The sequence below is a fragment of the Pseudomonas sp. GYB4201 genome (genome assembly GCF_056312595.1).
The window spans coordinates 34,108-57,724 of record NZ_JBWGIG010000023.1 but is presented as its reverse complement, the minus strand read 5'-3'; the positions used below and the strand labels follow the sequence as shown (position 1 = coordinate 57,724).

Annotated in this window: 19 protein-coding genes and 2 pseudogenes; 13 read left to right on the top strand and 8 right to left on the bottom strand. The window is 66.9% G+C overall.

What is annotated here, in order from left to right; all coding sequences use genetic code 11:
• Positions 1-155 precede the first annotated feature (155 nt).
• Positions 156-320, bottom strand: a pseudogene (locus tag AC0Z2B_RS20980) (MATE family efflux transporter); the annotation flags it as partial.
• A 151-nt stretch (positions 321-471) separates the two neighbouring features.
• Positions 472-882 carry a carbohydrate binding domain-containing protein gene (locus tag AC0Z2B_RS20975; RefSeq protein WP_476299145.1) on the bottom strand — a complete coding sequence of 137 codons (411 nt, stop codon included), beginning with the start codon at positions 880-882 and terminating at the stop codon, positions 472-474.
• 572 nt (positions 883-1,454) lie between these two features.
• Between AC0Z2B_RS20975 and AC0Z2B_RS20970 the strand changes: the two genes are divergently transcribed.
• Positions 1,455-2,369, top strand: coding sequence for an extracellular solute-binding protein (locus AC0Z2B_RS20970; protein WP_416424717.1), 915 nt, complete (start codon positions 1,455-1,457; stop codon positions 2,367-2,369).
• A gap of 4 nt (positions 2,370-2,373) precedes the next feature.
• Entirely contained in the window at positions 2,374-3,135 is a 762-nt protein-coding gene (locus AC0Z2B_RS20965) for a molybdate ABC transporter permease subunit (RefSeq protein ID WP_476299142.1), read from the top strand.
• Positions 3,136-3,312: 177 nt separating this feature from the next.
• Here AC0Z2B_RS20965 and AC0Z2B_RS20960 read toward each other — a convergent pair whose 3' ends face one another.
• On the bottom strand, positions 3,313-4,326 hold the full coding sequence (locus AC0Z2B_RS20960) for an alpha/beta hydrolase (RefSeq protein WP_476299140.1): 1,014 nt from the start codon (positions 4,324-4,326) through the stop codon (positions 3,313-3,315).
• A 182-nt stretch (positions 4,327-4,508) separates the two neighbouring features.
• On the opposite strand from AC0Z2B_RS20960, the pseudogene AC0Z2B_RS20955 reads away from it, so the two are divergent.
• From AC0Z2B_RS20955 to AC0Z2B_RS20930, 6 genes and pseudogenes are all read left to right on the top strand, one after another.
• Positions 4,509-4,985: pseudogene (locus AC0Z2B_RS20955) on the top strand (hypothetical protein); the annotation flags it as partial.
• 170 nt (positions 4,986-5,155) lie between these two features.
• Positions 5,156-6,127 carry an AraC-like ligand-binding domain-containing protein gene (locus tag AC0Z2B_RS20950; RefSeq protein WP_476299139.1) on the top strand — a complete coding sequence of 324 codons (972 nt, stop codon included), beginning with the start codon at positions 5,156-5,158 and terminating at the stop codon, positions 6,125-6,127.
• 83 nt (positions 6,128-6,210) lie between these two features.
• Positions 6,211-7,566: a benzoate 1,2-dioxygenase large subunit gene (gene benA / locus AC0Z2B_RS20945; RefSeq protein WP_476299137.1), complete on the top strand. Its 1,356-nt coding sequence runs from the start codon at positions 6,211-6,213 to the stop codon at positions 7,564-7,566.
• Entirely contained in the window at positions 7,563-8,048 is a 486-nt protein-coding gene (gene benB, locus AC0Z2B_RS20940) for a benzoate 1,2-dioxygenase small subunit (RefSeq protein ID WP_476299135.1), read from the top strand. Before benA ends, benB begins: the two co-directional genes overlap by 4 nt.
• 10 nt (positions 8,049-8,058) lie before the next feature.
• Positions 8,059-9,066 carry a benzoate 1,2-dioxygenase electron transfer component BenC gene (gene benC / locus AC0Z2B_RS20935; RefSeq protein WP_476299133.1) on the top strand — a complete coding sequence of 336 codons (1,008 nt, stop codon included), beginning with the start codon at positions 8,059-8,061 and terminating at the stop codon, positions 9,064-9,066.
• A 116-nt stretch (positions 9,067-9,182) separates the two neighbouring features.
• On the top strand, positions 9,183-9,947 hold the full coding sequence (locus tag AC0Z2B_RS20930) for a 1,6-dihydroxycyclohexa-2,4-diene-1-carboxylate dehydrogenase (RefSeq protein WP_476299131.1): 765 nt from the start codon (positions 9,183-9,185) through the stop codon (positions 9,945-9,947).
• A gap of 2 nt (positions 9,948-9,949) precedes the next feature.
• Here the strand turns inward: AC0Z2B_RS20930 and AC0Z2B_RS20925 are convergent, their stop codons facing one another.
• Positions 9,950-10,309, bottom strand: coding sequence for an RNA polymerase sigma factor (locus AC0Z2B_RS20925; protein ID WP_476299129.1), 360 nt, complete (start codon positions 10,307-10,309; stop codon positions 9,950-9,952).
• Positions 10,310-10,513: 204 nt separating this feature from the next.
• On the opposite strand from AC0Z2B_RS20925, the gene AC0Z2B_RS20920 reads away from it, so the two are divergent.
• Both AC0Z2B_RS20920 and AC0Z2B_RS20915 read left to right on the top strand, forming a co-directional pair.
• Complete coding sequence (locus AC0Z2B_RS20920; RefSeq protein WP_476299127.1) at positions 10,514-11,569, top strand: response regulator; 1,056 nt, start codon at positions 10,514-10,516, stop codon at positions 11,567-11,569.
• Positions 11,559-17,054: a trifunctional serine/threonine-protein kinase/ATP-binding protein/sensor histidine kinase gene (locus tag AC0Z2B_RS20915; protein ID WP_476299125.1), complete on the top strand. Its 5,496-nt coding sequence runs from the start codon at positions 11,559-11,561 to the stop codon at positions 17,052-17,054. Before AC0Z2B_RS20920 ends, AC0Z2B_RS20915 begins: the two co-directional genes overlap by 11 nt.
• Before the next feature lie 144 nt (positions 17,055-17,198).
• On the opposite strand, the gene AC0Z2B_RS20910 is transcribed toward AC0Z2B_RS20915, so the two are convergent.
• Entirely contained in the window at positions 17,199-18,020 is an 822-nt protein-coding gene (locus tag AC0Z2B_RS20910) for an alpha/beta fold hydrolase (protein ID WP_476299124.1), read from the bottom strand.
• A 171-nt stretch (positions 18,021-18,191) separates the two neighbouring features.
• Between AC0Z2B_RS20910 and AC0Z2B_RS20905 the strand changes: the two genes are divergently transcribed.
• A complete protein-coding gene (locus AC0Z2B_RS20905) occupies positions 18,192-18,725 on the top strand; it encodes a helix-turn-helix domain-containing protein (RefSeq protein WP_476299123.1) in 534 nt (177 codons plus the stop codon).
• Here AC0Z2B_RS20905 and AC0Z2B_RS20900 read toward each other — a convergent pair.
• From AC0Z2B_RS20900 to AC0Z2B_RS20890, 3 genes are all read right to left on the bottom strand, one after another.
• A complete protein-coding gene (locus AC0Z2B_RS20900) occupies positions 18,715-20,082 on the bottom strand; it encodes an alginate export family protein (protein ID WP_476299122.1) in 1,368 nt (455 codons plus the stop codon). The genes AC0Z2B_RS20905 and AC0Z2B_RS20900 overlap by 11 nt on opposite strands.
• Entirely contained in the window at positions 20,079-20,951 is an 873-nt protein-coding gene (locus AC0Z2B_RS20895; RefSeq protein ID WP_476299120.1) for a glyoxalase, read from the bottom strand. The genes AC0Z2B_RS20900 and AC0Z2B_RS20895 overlap by 4 nt, the downstream gene beginning before the upstream one ends.
• A gap of 791 nt (positions 20,952-21,742) precedes the next feature.
• Positions 21,743-21,931 carry a hypervirulence associated TUDOR domain-containing protein gene (locus AC0Z2B_RS20890; protein WP_476299118.1) on the bottom strand — a complete coding sequence of 63 codons (189 nt, stop codon included), beginning with the start codon at positions 21,929-21,931 and terminating at the stop codon, positions 21,743-21,745.
• A gap of 139 nt (positions 21,932-22,070) precedes the next feature.
• Between AC0Z2B_RS20890 and AC0Z2B_RS20885 the strand changes: the two genes are divergently transcribed.
• Positions 22,071-22,982: a LysR family transcriptional regulator gene (locus tag AC0Z2B_RS20885; protein ID WP_416424699.1), complete on the top strand. Its 912-nt coding sequence runs from the start codon at positions 22,071-22,073 to the stop codon at positions 22,980-22,982.
• A gap of 203 nt (positions 22,983-23,185) precedes the next feature.
• On the top strand, positions 23,186-23,596 hold the full coding sequence (locus tag AC0Z2B_RS20880; protein ID WP_476299117.1) for a DoxX family protein: 411 nt from the start codon (positions 23,186-23,188) through the stop codon (positions 23,594-23,596).
• Positions 23,597-23,617: the final 21 nt, after the last annotated feature.

Sequence of the window (23,617 nt, the reverse complement as noted above, 5' to 3'; positions counted from 1 at the left end):
CCCGTAGCCGCGGCGGCGGGCCGTGTCCGATTTCGCCGCGTACCCCCAGGAACACCGCTGGAGGGCCGGACGCCGCCTGGCGGCAGCTGCTACACAGAACCTTGCCGCGTCCCGATCTCTAACCAACCGCTCGATCCTGCGGAGCTGCCACACTGGTTGACGATCTGCGTGACCGCCCCGCAGGCAGCCGTGGCCTGGAAGCCGTAGCCGTTGACCAGTGCCAGGATGACCAGCTCGGCAGCGAGATGACCACTATCTGCAAACCTGGGCGCGCCGATTCGGAGCACCTTGGCGAGAATCCTGCCGTCCAGGCGCAGGGCGGTCTGGCCGATCAGCACCTGCTGCAGGCTGAGCTGAGACCCGCGCGGTTAATTCGTGGCTAGTGCCATAATAAAAAAACCGCAAAGGAGCTGAGCTCAATTGCGGCCTTTTAACCAGCTAATACGGCGCTTCCGACTACCGTATTTTCACTCACACTGTCTCTAATTTTATATAACCAAGCAAGTATAAGCTGCGGCTCGCAAACTCGATGAAGGTGACAATACCCACGTCCACCCCAACCAAATCGATTTGATATTCCTGCCATTCCGGCGTTAGTGGATTACGAACTATGAACGCTCCGGTCCCAGATGATGCGGAGATTTGGATCTCCAATTCCCGACCGTGCTCAGCGAGTTCGTTCTTCGCCCAAAAACTAAGCTTGTAATTTCCTGTGCCGGAATTCACTTTGCGTGAAATACCAATATTTCCGGAGCCGTCGGCGATAGATAGAGCGTAACCCGACTCGTACCTGACAATTTCAAATCTGGGGTCGGAACCTGCCGTTACTGCCCAACCATCAAAATCACCGTTCTCAAACGTGGAATTAAATACAATAGCCATTATCTTCTCCAAGGGAGTGCTTCAGGAGAAGGCATGGGATCACATACATTACCCGTTACGCACCTGTCAGAAGTAACAGTGAAAAAGAGGCATAGCGCCATCATCTCATGGCTTTCAGTCCAAGTAATATCAATACGCCCTGAAGCTGGTGTCTTGGGGGTGGAGCCAAACTGCGAGGGAGGATTTAGTGACGTCGATACAGCGCCAGAAAATCATGGGGAACACCTTTTACACCTAAGCATGAGACCACTCTGGTGATGCCCATGCTCGTGATGATCGAGGTAGGCGTTTTCAACTGTTCGGGCTTTTAGCCAGAACGGAGAGGGGAATGGGGGTCTACTGCTACATATGCTTATTAACACCGCTGCTGAACAGCCTGCCATTCACCGCTTTCACCTCAGATTCTATTCCCGTCTCTAGACACAAGCTGCCGAAGGCTGCGTCCGAACGCGCCACAGCATGCCTGGCCCAACGCAGCGCCCATGGACGCGGCCTGGTGGCCGCTGCTGCGGGGGATCCGTTATCATCGGCGCTATATAATAAGGTAGATAGCGACCGAGGGGCGCACACGCATGTCGAAGACAACCGTTCAGGGGCTGCTGGCTGGCCTGGCCATGGCCAGCGCCGTGGCTGCTCACGCCCAGGACACGATCCAGGTCACCTACGCCGGTTCCATGGGCGTGGTGATGGACAAGGCACTGGGCCCGGCGTTTGCCCAGCGCGAGCACGTGGCGTACCAGGGGCAGGGGCAGGGCGCCTATGGCATGGCGCGGTTGCTGGCGTCGAAGAAGGTGGTGGCGGATGTGTTCGTGTCCATCACCCCCGGGCCCATCGAGGTGCTCAAGCAGGCGGGGCTGGTGGACCAGGCAGTGCCGGTGGCCAGCACGCGCATGGTCATCGCCTACAACCCCAAGAGCCGGTTCGCCAGCCAGTTGCAGGCCGCCAGCCAAGGCACCCAGCCGTGGTGGCAGGTGCTGCAGCGCCCCGGCCTGCGCTTTGGTCGCACCGATGCGGCCACTGACCCCCAGGGCCAGAACATCATCTTCACCTTCAAGTTGGCGGAGAAGTATTACCAGCAGCCGGGCCTGGCCAAGGCCGTGCTGGGTGATGACCAGAACCCCGAGCAGGTGTTCGGCGAGGGCGGCCTGCTGACGCGCCTGGAGTCGGGGCAGGTGGACGCAGCGTCCGGTTATGAAAGCGCCACCCTGTCGGCCAAGCTGCCCTACATTGCCCTGCCCGATGAGATCAACCTGAGCAACCCCACCTTCAGCCACGACTGGTACGACACTGTCAGCCTCAGCCTGCCCGGCAAGGACGGCAGCGCCCAGGTGGTCACCCCGCAGCCGCTGGTGTTCTACGCCGCCGTGCTGAAGAACGCGCCGGACCCGGCGCGCGCCAAGGCGTTTGTCAGCTACCTGCAATCGGCGGCAGGCCAGCAGCTGTTCCAGGCCAACGGCTACGGCCAGCCCAAGGGCCCGGCGCTGTGACCGCATGAGGCGCGCAGGCTCGGCGTGGCTGGGGCTGCCGGCGCTGCTGGTGCTGGTGGCGCCGTTGCTGGCCCTGGTGGCCGCTACCGGTTGGGCGCATCTGCAACTGGCGTACGGTGACTGGAACGCGGTGGCGGTGTCGCTGGGGCTGACGGCCCTGTCGATGCTGCTGATCGTGCTGCTGGGCACGCCGCTGGCGTTCTGGCTGGCGCGCACCCAGGCACGCTGGCGCGGGCTGGTAGAAGGCGCGGTGCTGCTCAACCTGCTGACCCCGCCGCTGGCCATGGGCATCGTGTTGGTGACGGCCTATGGACCCTACGGCTATTTCGGCGAAGGGCTGCAGCACCTGGGCCTGAGCCTGAACAACAACCCGCCGGCCTTCGTGCTGGCGCAGGTGTATGGGGGGCTGGCGTACTACGTGCTGTGCGCGCGCAATGCCTTCGAGCAGGTGCCGCGCAGCCTGGAAGAAGCGGCGCGCAGCCTGGGCAGCACGGCGGGTGAGGTGTTCTGGCGGGTGACGGTGCCGCTGGCGCGACGCAGCCTGGCCAACGGCCTGGCCATTACCTGGGCGCGGGTGATCGGTGAGTTCGGGATAGTGATGGTCTTCGCCTACTTTCCCCAGGGCATCCCGGTGAAGTTGTTCGTCAACCTGCAGAACGAGGGGGTGGACGCGGTGTATGCGTTGCTGTGGCTGTTGCTGCTGGTGACCTTGCCGTTTCCGCTGTGGTGTTTGCGGGGGCGGCATCGTGAGCAGGCCTTCAGCTGAGGGGGGGCGGTGACGCGGCCTGCGGCCGCTGCTACGGGGGTCGTCGCAGCAACTGTCTTGAATTGGCGTCGTCTGAATCGCCGACTAAAGTCGGCTCCTACACCGTTCGTGGTAGGAGCCGGCCTTGGCCGCGATATGGGGTATACGCATTCGCGTAGCAGCTGCCGCTAGGCTGCGTCAGTTGAGGTGCGCCTTGAGTTCCAGGCCGGCCTGGCGCATGGCTGCCTTGACCTCGGGGATGTTGCTCAGCGGGTTGAGCAGCCCGTAGTCATGGATCATGCCGTTGTAGCGCACGGCGGTCACGTCCACGCCGGCGGCGTCCAGCTTGCGGGCGTAGGCCTCGCCTTCGTCGCGCAGCACGTCCAGGCCGGCGGTCTGCACCAGGGCCGGTGGCAGGCCCTTGAGCTGTTCGGGGCTGGCTTGCAGCGGCGAGGCGTGGATCTCGGCGCGCTGGCCGGCGTCGGTGGTGTAGCTGTCCCAGAACCAGGTCATCATGTTCTTGGTCAGGAAGTGCCCCTCGGCGTACTGCTGGTACGAGCCATTGTCAAAGTGCGCGTCAGTTACCGGCCACAGCAGCAGCTGGAACTTCAGTTGCGGGGCGCCCTGTTCCTTGGCCATCAGCGCCACCACCGCAGCCATGTTGCCGCCCACGCTGTTGCCCGCTACCGCCAGGCGCTTGCCGTCCACGCCAATCTGCCGGCCATGCTCGGCCACCCAGCGGGTCGCGGCGTAGGCCTGGTTGATGGCGGTGGGGTAGTGCGCTTCCGGCGACGGCGTGTAGTCGACATACACCGCCACGGCGCCGGAATTCACCACCAGGTCGTGGATCAGGCGGGCGTGGGTCGGGTAGTCGCCCAGCACCCAGCCGCCGCCGTGGAAGAACATGAACACTGGCAGCTCCCCCTTCACCTTGGCCGGCCGCACGATGGTCAGCTTGATGGCCTGGCCGTCGGCCTGGATGGTCTTGTTGCTGACCTCGGTGCCGCTGAGGTCAACCTTCACCGAGTTCTGCGCGCCGGTCAGCACCGCACGGGCGTCTTTGGGGCTCAGCTGTTCGAGGGGCTTGCCACCACCGGCGTTCAGCGCGTCGAGGAACGCCTGGGTGTGGTGCTCGGCGCCGGTGTCGGCGGCGAAGGCGTTGTTGATGGACAGGGCCAGCAGGGAAGCGGTGAGGGCTTTGCGAATGGTCATGAGGTTGTTCCTTCAAACGTTGTGTGGTTGGTATGGGGGCCACTTTACGGAGGATGACATGAAGGGACAATTAGCCTTATTTGAGAAATATTGATTCTGAATTGGGGACAATCAAGTGATGGCCTGCCCCTTGCTACGGCTGCTAGTGCAAGACCCATCCTTAGCGTTTGGTGGAGGTAGGCATGTTGATCACGAAATCGTTGTTGGCGGTGGCCATGGGCGTGGTGTTGTCGGCGTCCGTGGTGCTGATACCCGATTCACTCGGCGGTTTTTCCAGTGTCCATGCCAAGGAGGGCGGCAGCGGTGGCCATGGTGGCGGTAGCGGAGGTGGAGGTAGCGGAGGCGGAGGCAGTGGTGGTGGTGGTGGTGGTGGTGGTGGTGGTGGTGGTGGCGGCAGCGGAGGCGGCGGGGGAGGCAGTGGTGGCGGAGGCGGCCACGGTGGCAACAGCGGTGGCGGCGGCAACAGTGGCAGTGGTGGCAGCCACGGTGGTTCCGCCAGCAGCGGCGGCACCCATGGCGACGGCCACGCAGGCGCCTCGACCTCCGGCCGCAGCGGCACCCACGCCGAAGCGGGCGACAACCACGGCGTGCACGCTGCCGGTGAAGTGGGTGATGACCATGGCGTGCACGCCGCTGGCGAGCCAGGCGATGATCGCGGCGGTAGCTGATACTGGCGCAACACTAGCCCCATGAACGGGGCAAATCCCCAGGGACGGGGCCTTTGCCCCATACCCGCAGGGTATCGCACCAGACCTTGCGCCTATTGGCGCCCGCGCCCGCAAAGGGTGAAGATGTAGTCACCAATAAAAACAATCCGAGTAACCCCGCCATGCACACGCCTTTACTGGGCCAGCGCAGCGAAGTCTTTCACCTGGCCGACCCCCACGCAGTGTCGCAGTACGTCAACCAGCACGTGGGCAACCATTGCATCCAGCTGCCGCGCGCCAGCCGCCCGCTGGCCCATCTCAGCCACCGTTCGTTCGCCGAACTGGACCTGTGCCGCCTGGGCTACGGCGCCGCCGTGCGCGTGGTGTCGCCGGCGCTGGAGTGCTTTTTCCACCTGCAGGTGCTGCTGCACGGCCATTGCCTGTGGCGCCATGGCCGCGAAGCCCATTACCTGGCGCCGGGCGAGTTGCTGCTGATCAACCCCGACGATCCGGTGGACCTGACCTATTCGGCCGACTGCGAGAAATTCATCGTCAAGGTGCCGGTGCGCCTGCTCGACGGCCTGTGCCAGCAGCAGCGCTGGGCGCTGCCGGCCGGTGGCGTGCGCTTCGGCCAGCAGCGCTACCGGCTCGACCAGCTGCCCAGCCTGGTGAGCCTGCTGGGCATGGTCTGCCAGGAGGCGGAAGAGGCCTGCACGCCGCCGCGGGTGCAGGCCCACTACACGCAGATCATCGCCAGCAAACTGCTGGAGCTGACCAACGTGGTGTCCCTGGCCGGCGACGAGCCGCCCATGAACTTCGAACGGGTGGTGGAGCACATCGACCGCCACCTGGGCCAGGACCTGGCCCCGGAAGCCCTGGCCCAGGTGGCGCAGGTGAGCGTGCGCAGCCTGTACGGCCTGTTCGAGCGCAACGCCAGCACCACGCCTGCGCAGTACATTCGCCAGCGCCGGCTGGCGCGTATCCATGCCTGCCTTGGCGACCCCACCTGCAAGGTCCGCAGCCTGTCCGAGCTGGCCATGGACCATGGCTTCATGCACCTGGGGCGGTTTGCCGAGCAGTACCGCAAGCAGTTCGGCGAGTTGCCGTCCGAGACCTTGAAGCGCCGGCGCGACGGCCTTGCAGGCAACGGATAGCGATCTGCACGGATCGGCTATCGGCCGTACCCACCCATTCGTACGCTGGAGGTGCCTGAACAATAACAACGGAGGCCCCGGCCATGACCCTGGGAATCGATTACCTCAATGCCCTGCTGCAGGAAGACCGCGCGCAGGGCATCTACCGCTGCAAGCGCGAGATGTTCACCGACCCGCGGCTGTTCGACCTGGAGATGAAGCACATCTTCGAGGGCAACTGGCTGTACCTGGCCCACGAAAGCCAGGTCCCCAACGTCAACGACTACTACACCACCCAGATGGGCCGCCAGCCCATCTTCATTGCCCGCAACAAGGCCGGCGAACTCAACGCCTTCCTCAACGCCTGCAGCCACCGCGGCGCCATGCTGTGCCGGCACAAGACCGGCAACCGCAGTTCCTACACCTGTCCCTTCCACGGCTGGACCTTCAACAACGCCGGCAAGCTGCTGAAGGTGAAAGACCCGGCCGAGGCTGGCTACCCCGCAAGCTTCAACTGCGAAGGCTCCCACGACCTGACCAAGGTCGCGCGCTTCGAGTCCTACCGCGGCTTCCTGTTCGGTTCCCTGAACCCCGATGTGCCATCCCTCCAAGAGCACCTGGGCGAGTCGGCGAAAATCATCGACATGATCGTCGACCAGTCCCCCGACGGCCTGGAGGTGCTGCGCGGTTCCAGCAGCTACGTCTACGAAGGCAACTGGAAACTCACCGCCGAGAACGGCGCCGACGGCTACCACGTCAGCGCCGTGCACTGGAACTACGCCGCCACCCAGCAACAACGCCAGCAACGCGAGGCCGATGCAACCGCCAAGACCATGAGCGCCGGCGGCTGGGCCAAGCAGGGTGGGGGCTTCTACTCGTTCGACAAGGGCCACATGCTGCTGTGGACCCGCTGGTCTAATCCCCAGGACCGCCCGCTGTACGAGCGCCGCGACGAGCTGGCGCAACAGTTCGGCAGCGCCCGCGCCGACTGGATGATCCAGAACTCGCGCAACCTGTGCCTGTACCCCAACGTCTACCTGATGGACCAGTTCAGCTCGCAGATCCGCATCGCCCGGCCCATCGACGTCAACCGCACCGAAATCACCATCTACTGCATCGCGCCCAAAGGCGAGAGCGACGCCGCGCGCGCCCAGCGCATTCGCCAGTACGAGGACTTCTTCAACGTCAGCGGCATGGCCACCCCCGACGACCTGGAGGAGTTCCGCTCCTGCCAGCTGGGCTACCAGGGCAGCACCACCGCCTGGAACGACATGTCCCGCGGCGCCGCCCACTGGGTGGAAGGCGCCGACGCCGCCGCAGTGGAAATCGACCTGCACCCGCAGCTCAGCGGCGTGCGCACCGAGGACGAAGGCCTGTTCGTGATGCAGCACAAGTACTGGCAGCAGACCATGATCCAGGCCCTGCAGGCCGAGCGCATCACCGTGGAGGTGGTGCAATGATCAGCCATGACGCCGTGCGCGATTTCCTCTACCGCGAAGCCCGTTACCTGGACGACAAGGCCTGGGACGACTGGCTGGAACTGTACGCCCCGGACGCGACCTTCTGGATGCCCAGCTGGGACGACAACGACGAGTTGACCCAGGACCCGCAACGGGAGATCTCGCTGATCTGGTACGGCCGCCGCGACGGCCTGGAAGACCGTGTATTCCGCATCAAGACCGAACGCTCCAGCGCCAGCATTCCCGACACCCGCACCTCGCACAACCTCAGCAACATCGAGCTGCTGGAACAGCGCGACGGCGTGGCCCAGGTGCGCTTCAACTGGCACACCCTGAGCTTTCGCTACAAGACCGTGGACAGCTACTTCGGTACCAGCTTCTACACCCTCGATACCCGTGGCGAGCGGCCATTGATCAAGACCAAGAAGGTGGTGCTGAAGAATGACTACGTGCGCCAGCTGATCGACATCTACCACATCTGAGGCGGCCAGCATGACTTACAAGATCGCACTGAATTTCGAAGATGGCGTCACCCGTTTCATCGACAGCAGCGCCACCGAGACCGTGGCCGACGCCGCCTACCGCCAGGGCATCAACATTCCCCTGGACTGCCGCGACGGCGCCTGCGGCACCTGCAAGTGCTTCGCCGAGGCCGGCCGATACGAGCTGGGCGAGGAATACATTGAAGATGCCCTGACCGAGGAGGAAGCGGCCCAGGGCTTTGTGCTGACCTGCCAGATGCGCGCGCAGAGCGATTGCGTGGTGCGCGTGCCGGCGTCCTCGGACCTGTGCAAGACCAGGCAGGCCAGGTACGAGGCCACCATCAGCGCCGTGGAGCAGTTGTCCGACAGCACCATTGCGCTGAAGATCAAGGGTGAGGCCCTGAGCCAGCTGGCCTTCCTGCCGGGGCAGTACGTGAACCTGCAAGTGCCGGGCAGCGAGCATACCCGGGCCTATTCCTTCAGCTCGCTGCAACGCAATGGCGAGGTCAGCTTTCTGATCCGCAATGTGCCGGGCGGCTTGATGAGCACCTTCCTGACCGGCCTGGCGAAGGCCGGCGACAGCATGACCCTGGCAGGCCCGTTGGGCAGCTTCTACCTGCGCGAGATCCGTCGGCCGCTGTTGCTGTTGGCGGGCGGCACGGGCCTGGCGCCGTTCACCGCCATGCTCGAACGCATCGCCGAGCAGGGCAGCGAGTACCCGGTGCACTTGATCTATGGCGTAACCCACGACATCGACCTGGTGGAAACCGCGCGGCTGGAAGCCCTGGCGGCGCGCATTCCGAACTTCACCTTCAGCGCCTGCGTGGCCAGCCCGGACAGCAGTTACCCGCGCAAAGGCTACGTGACCCAGCATATCGAACCCGGCCACCTCAACGATGGCGATGTGGACCTGTACCTGTGCGGCCCGCCGCCGATGGTGGAGGCGGTGAGCGCTTACCTGCGCGACCAGGCCATCGTGCCTGCCAACTTCTATTTCGAAAAATTCGCTGCGGCTTGATGCCCCCATCACCGTAGCCGCTGCCGAAGGCTGCGCTGGCCTTGAGCCCCGCTGGAAATCTTCAGGGTTCACCCCGGCCAGCGCAGCCTGGCGGCAGCGGCTACAGAGGACACCTCATGAATCGATTCGAGAACAAAATTGCGTTGGTCACCGGCGCCGCCCAGGGCATCGGCCTGGGTGTGGCCCAGCGCCTGGCCGCCGAAGGCGCGCGGCTGGTGCTGGTGGACCGCTCCGAGCTGGTCTACGAACTGGAGGCGCTGCCCAACCAGCCGCTGGTGCTGACCGCCGACCTTGAGCAATACGACGAATGCGCGCGGGTGGTGGCAGCGGCGGTCAAGCATTTCGGCCGCCTGGACATTCTGATCAACAACGTCGGCGGCACCATCTGGGCCAAGCCGTTCGAGCACTACCAAGCCCAGCAGATCGAGGCCGAAGTGCGCCGCTCGCTGTTCCCCACCCTGTGGTGCTGCCACGCGGTGCTGCCGGTGATGCTGGGGCAGGGCAGTGGCGCCATCGTCAACGTCTCGTCCATCGCCACCCGCAGCCTCAACCGCGTGCCCTACGGCGCGGCCAAGGGCGGGGTGAACGCGCTGACCGCCTGCCTGGCGTTCGAGACCGCCGGGCGCGGCGTGCGGGTCAACGCCACGGCGCCGGGCGGCACTGAGGCGCCGCCACGGCGCATCCCGCGCAACAGCGCCGAGCAAACTGAACAGGAAAAAGCCTGGTACCAGCAGATCGTCGACCAGACCCTGGACAGCAGCCTGATGCATCGCTATGGCACGGTGGACGAGCAGGTGGGGGCGATTCTGTTCCTGGCCTCGGACGAGGCCTCGTACATTACCGGGGTGACCTTGCCGGTGGGCGGTGGCGACCTGGGCTGAGGTTACGCCTGTAGCCGTTGGCGCAGGCTATCCCAGCCGCCAACGACCTCAAGCGTACGCGCGGGCCAGCGCAGCCTGGCGGCAGCGGCTACCAGGCCGTGCAACACGCTGGCGCGCGGCGCCGCCGGTGCAGGTTCCACCACCGCCAGCACCGGCGGCCGCACCCGCGCCCGCGCCAGGTTGCGCACGATGCGGAACAGCCCGCTGGGCCGCACTTCCCCCTGCTGCACGCCAAAGCGCAGCCAGGCCTCCTGCACCAGGCGTTCAGCCTGGTCGCGGCAGCCGACAATGGCGGCGGCGTAGTTGATCAGCGCCTTGCGCTGGGTCAGGTAGAGGTCGAGCTTTGCCGTGCAAGGGTTCACGATCAGTCACCGGTCGTGGGGGAAGACAGGGTGATTCTAGATGCAATGCGAATCATTATCAATGACGATTCCTGATTTATGCACCTCCACGTTCATCGCAACGTATCCAAGCGGATAATTGCCAACCCCTGCATCTGTCTCTAGTCTTGGCACCATCGCCAGACTCACGATGGACAGGCGCTTGGATGGCTGGGTGAGCCCCTCATGATTCGTATTGGAAACGTCACAGTCTCGTTGGCCCTGCGCGAAATCCGCCAGGGCGCGGTGCCGGTCAAACTGGGCAGCCGCGCGTTCGACATCCTCGAAATGCTGATCGCCGCGCAAGGCCAGCTGGTCAGCAAGGATGAGCTGCTGGCGCGGGTGTGGCCCGACGCGGTGGTGGAAGAGAACAACCTGCAGGTGCACATCTCGGCCTTGCGCAAGGCCCTGGGCGATTCGCGCGAGCGCATCCGCACGGTGGCCGGGCGCGGTTACCGGCTGGTGCTCGACCCGGAACCTGCGCCCGCGGCGCCGGCCAGCGGGGCGCGCGACGGCCTGCTGATTGCCCTGCTTGAACGCCTGGGCCTGCACGACATGCTCGAGGCGCCCGTGCCCAGCCTGCCCGAGCTGCCGCCTGCGGTACTGCACGGCGCGCCCATTGTCTATGTGGTGGACGACGAAGCCAGCGTGCGTGACGCCCTGGCGCGGCTGCTGCGTTCCGCTGACATCGCGGTACAAACCTTTGCCTGCGCCGAAGACTTCCTTGCCTGCGGGTTCGAGCAACGCCTGGCCTGCCTGGTGCTGGACGTGAACCTGCAGGTGGGCACCGGCTTCGACCTGCAGGCCGACCTGCAGCGGCGTGGCAGCCAGCTGCCGATCATCTTCATGACCGGCTACGGCACCATTCCCATGTCGGTCAAGGCCATGAAGGCCGGGGCCCAGGAGTTCCTCACCAAGCCGTTCGACGAGGGCGAGCTGCTGGGTGCCATCGACCGCGCCCTGGCCGGCGCCCGCCAGCGTTTCGCCGCCCAGGCCCAAGCCCGCGAGGTGCGTGGCCGCTACCACACCCTTACCCCACGTGAACGGCAAGTGCTGGGGCTGCTGATCGAGGGCAAGGTCAACAAGCAGATTGCCGCCGCCCTGGGCACTCGCGAGGTCACGGCCAAGGTGCACAAGAAACACGTCATGGCCAAGATGCGCGCCGCCACCCTGGTGGAACTGGTGCGCCTGTGCGAACAGATCGGTGTAGACCCGGCCAGGGTCGACGCCCATGCCGGCTGAGCTGGTCGACTACCGCCAGCAATTGGGCGGTTTCAACGAACAATGGCTCAAACACCTCACCTGGCGCCTGCTGCTGGTGGACGGCGAGGTGGCCCGCTACCGGGTGCGCTCGCCGATTTCCGCGCGCGACTGGCTGATAGCGCGCCCGGCGGCGTTACCTTCCGAAGGCGGTTTCCGGCGCCTGCACCAGGAGTTCGATTTCCGCCAGCACCTGCATCCCGCCTGGGCCATTGTGCCGGTCGCGCTGATCAGCGCCGTGGATGGCCCCTTGCTGGTGCTGGACGACAGCCAGGGCCGCGGCCTGCACGAGGTGATGGGCGACCACCTGTCGATCCTGCGTTTCCTGCGCCTGGCGCTGGGCGCCACCCATGCCCTGGGCCAGGCGCACCGGGCAGGCATCCTGCACCGTGACATCAAGCCCTGCAACCTGGTCGAGGGCGCCGATGGCCACGTGCGCCTGATGGCGTTTTCACTGGCCTGCCAGCGTGACGTGCCGGTGCCGGCCGCCGAGGCCATCTGCGGCAGTTTTGCCTACATGTCGCCCGAGCAGGGCGGCCGCGTGGGCCATGAAGTGGACGAGCGCAGCGACCTGTACGCGCTGGGCGTCAGCTTCTACGAAATGCTCACCGGCCAGTTGCCGTTCGAGGGCAACGACCCCGTGGAGTGGCTGCACCAGCATTTGGCCCTGCAGCCGGCGCCGCTGGAAAGCCTGCGCCCCGCGGTGCCAGCGGCGCTGACCGGGCTGGTGTTCAAGCTGCTGGCCAAGCGCGCGGATGAACGCTATGCCGACACCGACGAACTGGCCGCCGACCTGCGCCTGTGCCTGGCGCAATGGACCGAATTCCAGGGCATCCACCCCTTCGAGCCCGGCGCCCGCGGCAGCCGCGCCCACGGGGTGATCAGTGCCGCGCTGCCGGGGCGCCAGCGCGAGTGCGCGGTGCTGCATGACCGGGTGCTGCGCTGCGCGGTCACCGGCGAAGGCGAGCGGGTGCTGCTCAGCGGCCCGCTGGGCAGCGGCAAGACCGCGCTGGTGCGCCAGGTGCACCAGGACCTGGTGGCCGGCAGTATTCTGTTTGCCGTTGGCCGCTTTGACCATGCCGGGCTGACCACGCCTTACGCGGCGGTGTCCACGGCCCTGCGCAGCCTGGTGCTGCGGGTGCTGGGCGAACACCCCGAGGGCCTGGCGCAGTGGCGCAGCCGTCTGCTGCTGGCGCTGGGCGACGGCGTGGCGCCGCTGCTGGCGCTGGTGCCCGAACTGGCCCTGGTGCTGGGCCAGCACGCGCCAGTGCCCGAGCCCGCCCGGGCCGACGGCAGTGACCGCCTGCAGCCGCTGCTGCGCGCCTGCCTTGCCGTGTTTGGCCGGCCCGGCACGCCACTGCTGCTGTTTTTCGACAACACCCAGGGCCTGGACAGCCACAGCCTGGCGCTGCTGCACAACCTGGTCGAGGCGCCCCTGGCCCACGTGGTGCTGGTGCTGGCCAGCCGCGACAGCGCGCCAGGCAGCCTGGCCCAGGCCGTGAAGCGCGGTGGTGGCCACTGCACTGAGCTTGCGCTGTTGCCGCTGGAGCCCGATGGCGTGCTGGCCATGGTCAACGGCCTGCTGGGCAGCGAGGGGCCGGCCCTGCTGCCGCTGGCCGAGGTTATCCACGCCAAGAGCGGCGGCAACCCGCTGTTCATCCAGCAGCTGGTGCGCACCCTGCTGGAAGAAAAACGCCTGGTGCCACGGCCTGGCGGGTTGGGCTGGGCCTGGGACCAGCAGGCGCTGGAGGCCTGCCCGCTGGCCGACAACGTCGTCGACCTGCTGCTCACGCGCATGGCCCGCCTGCCGCGCCGCAGCCGTTGGCTGCTGGGGCTGCTGGCGTTGATCGGCACCCGCGCCGACCTGGCGCACATCGCCCACCTGGGCCGCCTGGCGCCGGCGCGCACGCGGCTGGCGCTGGCCCCGGCGCTGCACGCCGGGCTGTTGCTGGGCGACGGCGAGGGCTGGTGCTTCAGCCACGACCGCGTGCGCGACACGGCCTACCACGCCATCGCTCCGCGCCTGCGCGCCTTGCAGCACACGCGCCTGGCGCACCTGCTGATCCAGGCCATGGACGACAGCCGCGCGCCGGGCTACCTGTTCCGCATTGCCCTGCATATCCAGCAGTGCGCCCATGAACAGCTGCAGGAAGCCGACCTGCGGGTGTTCGTCGACGCCCTGCTGCGGGCGGCGCAGCGGGCCCGCGACAGCTCGACCTTGCCCTTCGCCCTGCAGTACCTGCGCCTGGCGCGCGAGCTGGCAGGCTGCCCGCGCTGGGTGCAGGCCCCGCAGCAGCGCGACGCCATGGACATGCTGTACGCCCAGTGCCTGATGAACAGCGCTGACTACGCCGGCGCCCACGCCTGCATCGACCAGATCCTCGATCGCGCCGACTCGCTGACCCAGGTGTCGGCCCTGTACGTGCTGAAGATCGAGGCGCTGTCGCTGGCCGACAACTACGCCGCCAGCCTGCACACCGGGCGCGCCGGCCTGGCCCTGTTCGGCATCGAATTCAACGGCCATGACCGCGACCAGCTGCGCCTGCAGGTCAGCCAGGCGTTGGGCGACCGGCCGATCGACGCCTTGCTCGCGCACCAGGCGGTGAACAATTCCTTCATCGCCGCCGCGCTGGAGCTGATGGCGGCGATGATCATCCCGGCCATTCACGTCGAGCGCGAGCTGGCCTTGCCGCTGCTGGCGCGCATGCTACAGATGACCGTGCGCCATGGCGTCAGCCCGGCGTCGGTGCCGGGCCTGGCCTGGTTCGGCGTGCTGCTGGCCGATGAATACGGCGCCTATGCAGAGGGCCAGCACTACGTCGAGGTGGCGGTGCGCCTGGAGCAGGCCCTGGGCCTGGGCAGCGGGCAAGTCTCCACGCAGCTGGCCCTGGGCCGCACCAGCGCCTGGACACGCTCGCTGGCGTTCTCGCTGGAGTGCGGCGAGCAGGCGTTCGCCGCTGGCCGCCGCGAGGGGCGGGCGGCGCTGAGCTGCTACGCCTGCCATCACATGGTCAGCATCCTGCTGGTGATGGGCGGGCCGCTTGCGCGCGTGGCTCAGCGCCTGGACGCGGCCATGGGCGTGGCCGACGCTGCCGGTTTCGCCGACAGCCGGCTGCTGCTGGAAATCCAGCAGGCCTATGTGCGCGGCCTGCGGGATGCCGACAGCCCGGCGCACGGCGACCCGCTGCTGCCCTGGCAGGCCCGGGTAGAGGCCAGCCGCATGCTGCCCATCGGCTTCTTCTACTGGCTGTACCGGGGCATGCTGGCCTTCACCCAGGGCCGCCACGAAGCCGCCCGCGACGACCTGGCGCGCGCGGCCCAGCTCAAGGGCTGCATGGCCGCCCATGTGCACCTGGCGGACCTGGCGTGCTACTCGGCGCTCAACCACGCCGCCCTGGCGGCCAGTGCCCATAGCCCGCTGGCGGCCATCCAGGGCCTGCAGCCGCCGTTGCACGACCTGCGGCGCTGGGCGCAGCTCAACCCCCAGGCGTTCCTGGGCCGCGAACTGCTGGTGGAAGCCGAGATCGCCCGCCTGCAGGGCGACCTGCTGCGCGCCCTGCAGCTGCTGGAGGCGGCCATCGAGCAGGCGGCTGCCAGTGGCTGCGTGCCGGTGCTGGCCCTGGCGCACGAGCGCGCGGCCAACTGTCACCAGGCGCTGGGCCTGGCCAGCGCTGCCCGCAGCCACCGTTTCAGCGCCCGGGACGCCTACCTGCGCTGGGGCGCGTCGGGCAAGGTCGCGGCCCTGGAGGCCGCGCACCTGTACCTGAACAACAAACCGCTGGACGCCCGCGCGTCCATCGACATGCTCAACGGCCAGCAGTACCTGGACCTGGTCTCGGTGACCAAGGCGTCCCAGGCGTTGTCGCGGGAAATCGTCTTCGAGCGCCTGGTGGAGACCCTGCTGGCCAACACCATCGTCCACGCCGGCGCGCGCAATGGCGCGTTGATCCTGGTCGAAGGCGGCGACCTGCTCAGCGTCGCCAGCGGCGCAACCGCCGAGGCCGGCGTGTGCGTGACCCTGCGCCAGCAGCCCGTGCAGCCGCGCAGCCTGCCGCTGTCGTTGCTGTACACAGTGATGCGCACCGGCCGTACGGTGGCGCTGGAGCAGGCCGGCGGCGACGCCGAGTTCGCCGACGACCCGTACTTCGCCGTGCAGGCCGCCGGCGCCGTGTTGTGCCTGCCGCTGCTCAAGCAGGGCGAGGTGATTGGCCTGCTGTACCTGGAGAACGCCCTGGCCTGCGGCGTGTTCAGCCACCCGCGGGTGGCGATGATCGAGCTGCTGGCGGCGCAGGCGGCCATTTCGCTGGAAACCGCGCGCCTGTATGCCCAGGTGCTGGAGGAGAACGCCCGGCGCCGCGACACCGAGGCGCAGTTGCGCACCAGCCAGGCGTTGTTGGCCATCGGCCAGAAAATCATTCGTTCCGGCTCGTTCCGCTGGGACGTTACCAGCGACCAATCGCAATGGTCGGATGAACTGTTCGCCGTATGGGGCCTGCCGATCGCGGCCACCGCCCCGGCGCCCGAGGTGCTGGCGCGCCGGGTGCACGCGGACGACGCCGAGCGTTTCAACGCCCAGTTGCTGTGGGCGCGGCAGACGCGCCTGCCGCTGCGCATGGCCTTCCGCATCACCCTGGACGATGGCGCCGTGCGCCACCTGGAAGCCCACGCCGAGCCTGCCGAGGACGGCGTGTACGTGGGCGTGACCACTGACGTCAGCGAGCGCCGCGCCACCGAGGCCGCGCTGCGCAGCGCCCGCGCCGAGCTGGCCCAGGTGCGCCAGAGCACGGTGATGGGCGAGCTGGCCGCCAGCATCGCCCACGAAATCAACCAGCCGCTGGCGTCCATCGTCACCAACGCCAGCGCCAGCGTGCGCTGGCTGCAGCGCGAGGTGCCGCAGGTGGGCGAGGCCCTGGAAGGCCTGCGCGACATTGCCCGTGACGGCCGCCGCGCTGCCGATATCATCCGCGCCTTGCAGGCGTTGGCGCGCCAGGAACCGGCCAGCCGCAGCTGGCTGTTGATCGATGAGCTGATCACCCAGGTGCTGCGCCTGCTGGCGGTGGAAACCGACGCCCAGCAGGTCACGGTGCACACCGCCTTGCAGGCGGCCGGGGTGCATGTGCAGGTGGATGGCGTGCAGTTGCAGCAGGTGCTCTACAACCTGGTGGCCAACGCCGTGGAGGCCATGGCCAGCGTGCCGGCTGCCGCGCGGCGCCTGCAGGTGACGTCCAACGTGCCGGTGGCCGGGCAGCTGGTGGTGATGGTGGAGGACAGCGGGCCGGGTATCAGCGTCGAAGATGAAGGCAAGGTGTTCAACGCCTTCTTCACCACCAAGGCCAACGGCATGGGCATGGGGTTGGCGATTTGCCGTTCGATCATGGATGCCCAGGGCGGCACCCTGCACCTGCACCGGGGGCGGCAGGGGCAGACGGTGTTCGTGTTTACCTTGCCGTGTGCGGGCCTTGCGTGATGTCGGCGGGGGGGGGGGCATGGGGGGGCCGGGGCGCGGGGGCGCCTGCGGTGTGGGGGGGGGGGGGGGGGGCACCCCGACCACGGTCGGCTCCTACGCCGGACAGGGGTAGGAGCCGACCTTGGTCGCGATGCAGGCGCTGCGTTACCCGCGGGCAAACGCCAGCAGGTCCTGGTTCAGCTGGTCCTTGTGGGTGAAATACACCGCATGCGGGGCGCCGGGGTAGACCTTCAACTGCGCACCACGCACCAGCTCGGCCGCGGCCTTGCCGGTCACCTCGAAGCTCACCACCGCGTCGCCGTCGCCATGGATGACCAGGGTGGGGATGGTGATGCTGCGCAGGTCAGCGCGGAAGTCGGTCTCGGAGAACGCTGCCACGCAGTCATAGGTGCCCTTGAAACCGGCCTGCAGGGCCAGGAACTGGGTCCAGTCGAGCATCGGCTTGCCGACCTTGTTGGCGGGCTTGTCGCTGCCGGTGAACACCGGGCCGAAGGCGTCGAGGAAGCCGGCGCGGTCGTTCAACAGGCCGGCACGGATGCCGTCGAAAATGGCCGGGTCCATGCCCTCGGGGTGGTCGTCGCGGCGGCTCATCAGCGGCGTCACCGCGCTCACCAGCACCGCCTTGGCGATGCGCTGGCTGCCGTGGCGGCCCAGGTAGCGCGCCACTTCGCCGCCGCCCATGGAGAAGCCCACCAGGATCGCGTTGCTGATGTCCAGCTCGTCCAGCAGCTGCTCCAGGTCGTCGGCGAAGGTGTCGTAGTCGTAGCCGGTCCACGGCTGGCTGGAACGGCCGAAACCACGGCGGTCATGGGCGATGACGCGGAAGCCGTTGGCCGCCAGGAAGTTCATCTGGTAGTCCCACATGTCAGCGTTCAGCGGCCAGCCGTGGCTGAGCACGACGGGTTGCCCGGTGCCCCAATCCTTGTAGTAGAGCTGCGTGCCGTCGGTGGTGGTCAAGTAAGCCATGTGCGAACGCCTCGGTAGGGTATGGAATGGCCAACGCTATCGGGTATGCCGGGGTAATTCCTTGGCCGAACCTTAATCGTTCTTAATTCAGAACATTTAAGGTGGCGGCAAGGACGTTGCGCCCACGCGCGGGGAGACTGGCAGCCTGGACCGTAGAAGGAATTCTTGCCCATGAACGCCCGTACCCACATCCCTGGTGGCCCGCTGGACCCGGTGACCCTCGACCTGTTGTTGACCCTGGCCGCTACCCTGGCCGACGCCGATACGCCGCAGCCTGAAGCCCTGCACCAGCATTCCAGTGCCCTGTGTGCGCACCTGCTGGTGCACTACGGCGACACCGCCCCCGAGCCGCAGCGCCTGGCGCTGTCGCCCTGGCAGGCGCGGCGCGCCAAGCAGTTGATGCTGGAGCAACTGGGCGGCAGCCCGTCGATCGCCGACATTGCCAGCGCCTGCTCGCTGTCGCGCAGCCATTTTTCCCGCGCGTTCAAGAAGACCACCGGGCAGTCGCCCCGGGACTGGCTGCAACAGGCGCGGCTGGAGCGGGCCAAGGCGTTGCTGGCGGACAAGGCCCTGTCCATCGCCCAGGTGGGCCTGGACTGCGGCTTCGCCGACCAGTCGCATTTCACCCGGGTGTTCACCCGGGCGACCGGCACCACGCCGTTCGCGTGGCGCCGGGCGCTGCCGCGTCAGGCGCTTACCAACTGAACTTGAGTTCCACGCCCAGGTAATTGCTGTCATGCCCACCGGCGTCGCGCAGGGTCTGCCCGACGTTGTAGTGCACCGCTTCCACCGCACCGGCGAGGTTGGCGGTGAAGGCGTAGTCGGTGCGCAGCTGGGCATAGGCGCCGGTCCAGCGCTGGCCGGTGCCGGCGGTGTTGGCCACGGCAATATTGGGCTGGGTGTACACCGCATCCTCGGTGGTCTGGCGCCACAGCAGGCCGATGGCGGTCTGCACGCTCAGGCCCGGTAGCGGCTTGACCGTCAGCGATGGCTTGACGTGGATCAGGTTGCTGTAGCCGGTGTAGCCCGCCAGGGTGAAGTAGTAGCCGTTGGGGAACAGCGGGTTGAAGGTGCCCACGCGGCCGTCGCCGGGGTGGCTGTCACCCGAGGCAACGTCCAGTTGCAGGCCCAGGCGCGGCGTCCAGGGGGTGCTGGCGAAGGTGTAGCCCACGCGGCTGCCGCCAGCCCAGGCGCGAATGTCCTTGCCGCCCACGCTGCCACCCTGGTACATGCCCTCCAGGTCCCAGTCCACCTGCGCGGCGGTGCCGGCGTAGCGGGCGTCGAAGATGGAACGGTTTTCATGGCCCGACGCGTCCAGGTACTGGGCCTCGTCGCGCTGGTACAGCGCGTAGTAGGCGGACAGTTCCTGGCTGCCGTTGACCAGCCGCTCCACCCGCAGCATGTCGAAGCGCACGGCCTGGCTGGAGGTGTCGTCGAAGTCCTGGTCGTCGCGGTACTGCACCGGGTGGCTGGCGATGCCGATGAAGCGCCACTGCGCGGTTTCCCAGTCGGCCCACAGGGCGTCGAACGACTGGCGCACGTTGGGGCCGTCGCGCGACGACACGAAGCGCTGCAGGTCGAAGGCAAAGTCCTGGCGGCCGACGCGGGTCTTCAGGGTGCCGCTGTCGTAGGCGTTGATGTATTCCAGGAACGCCAGGCGCAGGTCCAGGCGGTTCTGGTCGGCGCCGCCAAGGGTGGTCTTGTCGTAGGCGCGCACGTCTTCGAGCTGGGTGAACAGCCGCCAGTGCTCGTTGAAGTGCAGGTCGGCGTGCACCTGGAAACGCTGCAGCAGGTAGTTGTCGCGCTTCACGCCCTTGGTGCCGAAGCCGTTGGCATCGTTCATCTCCAGGCGCTCGCGCAGGGTTGCCCCCAGGGACAGCCAGGCGCTGTCCCCCAGGGCAATGTACTTGAGGTCATCCAGCGGCTGGGTGCGCAGGGCCGGCGAGGCCAGCGCCGACCAGTCCTCCTGCCAGCGGTTGGCCTTGATGGCGGGGCGCGTGTCGTCGGCGGCAGCCAGCAGCGGCAGCAGCGCCAGCGACAGGCCGACGATTGGCCGCCTCACTGCTTGGCCAGGGCTTGGTGGATTTCAGCCACGTAGCCGCCCGGGAACTGCACCATGGCCGCCTGGCGGCCGTCGCTGCTGGCCGGTTGCACCAGCACGCTGGCGCCGCTGCCGGTGGCTTTCTGCAGGGTGGCGTTGAGGTCGGCGACTTCGTAGCCGGTGGTTTCGTGGCCGTACGGGAAGGGCAGGTGACCGTCGGTGACCAGCACGGTCATGCGGCCGAAGTCCGAGGTGATGCGCACGCGCTCGTAGGTGCCCTTGTCGCGGCCGATCTCGGCGCCCGGGGCGTGCTTGTCGTCAGCCACCACTTTGCCGTGGGAGAAGGTGGTGAAGGCCTTGATGAAGGCGGGGGCGCGGTCGGCTGATACGTACACGCGGTTTTCCGGTACGTACTGGAACGCTGCGTAGTTGGGGGCGGTGTTGTGCCAGTAGAGCTGCATGTTCACGCCGCCCGGCCATTGCACAACCGCGTCGCGGCCGATGGGGTCGGGGAACGGCGCGACAATCACGTCGGCGCCGGCCTGGCGCGCCAGCTTGACGGCCTGGTCCATGTCCTTGACCAGGTAGCCGTTGCGCTCATCGCCGAACGGGTGCGGGATGGGGGTCTTGAAACCGAACAGCGACACCGTGCCGGACGGCGTCTGCAGCAGCTGCGAGGTGGTGCTGCTAGGCGTGGGCGTGACATCGGCCACCACCTGCGGGGTGCTCTTGCCGCCGAAGGTGGCGGTGAAGCTTTGCACGAAGGCATCGACGTCGGCGGGCGCCACGTACACGTGGCTGGTGTCGTACTGCGGCCCAACCGCAGGGCCGGTGGCGGCCAGCGCCGACAGCGGCGTGGCAATGGCGAGCATGAGCAGGGTATGACGCATGACAAACTCCAGAGAGGGGTAAGCGGATGGCGTCAGGGTGGCGGGTGGGGTAGATGAATAATTGAATGGGTGTGCTTTTGTGGCGCTGCAACCTGTAGCCGCGGCCGCAGGCTGCGCTGGCCCTTTGCCACGCTGGTGATCTTCCGCGCACGCAGGGGCCAGCGCAGCCTGGCGGCAGCGGCTACGCGAAATTCTGCGCGCACCGCACCTGTAGCAGCGGCCCCAGGCCGCGTCCGATACGGAAAGCCGTGTTTGGTTACTAAAAATTTGTAGGAAATGCCCTACAACTTCAGCGATAATCGTCCTACAGCTCGAAAAATGGCGCTTGCCGTGCTGGGTTTGAGTGGCTAATCTCGCTCCGCCGTTGCTTGTCAGCGGTCGGGTTTAGTAGCCCGTCAATCCAGATTTTCACGCTGCCAGCCTGCGGTTGCAGGCCTTGTCATGGCGGCTGTGCACAGGGCACTTCGGTGCGCTGGGTCCCTGGGTTCCCGGTCTACTAACCTGTCGTCACAGCCGCCACCCTTCGTTTAGTAGCGAAGGCTGTCGGCTCCCAGCAACCCAGGAGCCGTACCATGACCCCTGTTGCCCCCGACCCACCCGACCTCACCACCGCCTTCCACCCCTTCGCCCCCTGGCACGCAACATCGAGCACCTGGCGGAAATCGCCCGGGCGTTGGTCGAAGCCTCGATAACCGGTCTGCCAAAACAACCCTGATCCGTAGCAGCTGCCGCAGGCTGCGTCCGAAACCAACGCGTACGATGTGGGGCCGGGACGCGGCCTTCGGCCGCTGCTACAGGGGGTGCATGGCCAGGTGGCCGGTCTTGTCGCTTTTCACTTCGTATTGCGGTTCGGCTTTGGAGGCGGGGCGGTGTTTGCCCATGAACTCCACGTCGCGAACGTGCACCTTGACCACCTTGCCGTGAATTTCACCGGCTTCGGCGTTCCAGCGTACGGCGTCGCCTGCCTTGAATGCTTTCATCGTCTGTTCTCCAGATACTGCTGGGCCTGGTCATATGACCCCTCTGGCACGCGAATAGCACAATCATTCAAAACGCCGGCCCGCAGTTATGCTTCACTATCGGGTCGCCCACCCCCAGCCCGTCAGGAGCCCGCCGCCCATGAACCGCAACGACCTGCGCCACGTCGACATGAACCTGCTGGTGCTGTTCGAAGCCTTGATGTTCGAACGCAACCTGACGCGCGTGGCTGAAAAGCACTTCATTGGCCAGCCGGCGGTGAGCGCCGCGCTGGGCCGGCTGCGGGACCTGTTCGATGACCCGTTGCTGATTCGCAACGGCCGCAGCATGGAGCCGACGCTGCGCGCGCTGGCGATTTTGGAAGAGTTGCGGCCGGCGCTGGACACCATTTCCGGCGCGGTCAGCCGTGCCAAGGATTTCGACCCCAGCACCAGCTGCGCCACCTTCCGCATCGGCCTGTCGGACGACGCCGAGTTCGGCCTGTTCCCGCCCTTGCTGGCGCAGCTGCGCGAGGAGGCGCCGGGCATCATCATCGTCGTGCGCCGGGCCAATTACTTGTTGCTGCCGGCCATGCTCGCCAGCGGCGAAATCTCGGTGGGGGTGAGCTATACCACCGACCTGCCGGCCAACGCCAAGCGCCGCAAGCTGCGCGATATCGGCTGCAAGGTGCTGCGTGGCGACAGCGCGCCCGGGCCATTGACCCTGGATGATTACTGCCAGCGGCCCCACGCCATGGTGTCGTTCTCGGGCGACCTGAGCGGCAACATCGACATGGACCTGGCCAAGGTCGGCCGCAGCCGCCGGGTAGTGCTGGGGGTGCCGCAGTTCCATGGCCTGCGGGCGCTGCTCAAGGGCAGCGACCTGATTGCCACGGTGCCCGACTACGCTGCCTGCGCACTGGTGGAAGACGGCGTGCTGCGCGCCGACGAGCCGCCGTTCCCGATCGTGCCGGCCGAACTGTCGATGGTGTGGAGCGGGGTGCACGACAACGACCCGGCCGAGCGCTGGTTGCGCGCCCATATCAGCCGAGTAATGGCGGCGCCGTTGCCATGAAGCACCCCGTACCGTAGCCGCTGCCGAAGGCTGCGCTGGCAGGTATGAACCCAGGAAATCGCCAGTGGGCACGGGGCCAGCGCAGCCTGGCGGCAGCGGCTACGCGAAGGGCACACCCGTTCAAAACACAGCACGTCCGTGCAATCGGTCCGGCGGCAGGGCGCTCACTATAGGCGCTCCTGATCACCCGCCAAGGACCCTCGATGAGCCAGCGCCGCCATGACCCCGCCGACCTTGCACTGCTGTGGCTGCGCGTGTGCGCCGCGGTGTTTTTGCTCAAGGTGCATGGCCTGCCCAAGCTGCTCGACTTCCACGCGCAACTGCAGCTGATCGAAGACCCGTTCCACCTGGGCGCCGTGCCCACCCTGTGCCTGGCCATTTTCGCCGAAGTACTGTGCCCGCTGCTGATCATTGCCGGCGTGCTGACCCGTCTGGCCTGCCTGCCGGTGCTGGCGGTGCTGCTGGTGGCGCTGGTGTTCGTGCACCCCGAATGGACCCTTGAGCAAGGCCAGTTCGCCTGGCTGCTGCTGATTCTGTTTACCACCATCCTGATTGGCGGCCCCGGCCGGCTGGCCGTGGGCCTGCGCCTGCCCGCGCCGCTGCGCTACGCCTGATTTTTCTTCCTTCCCAGGAGC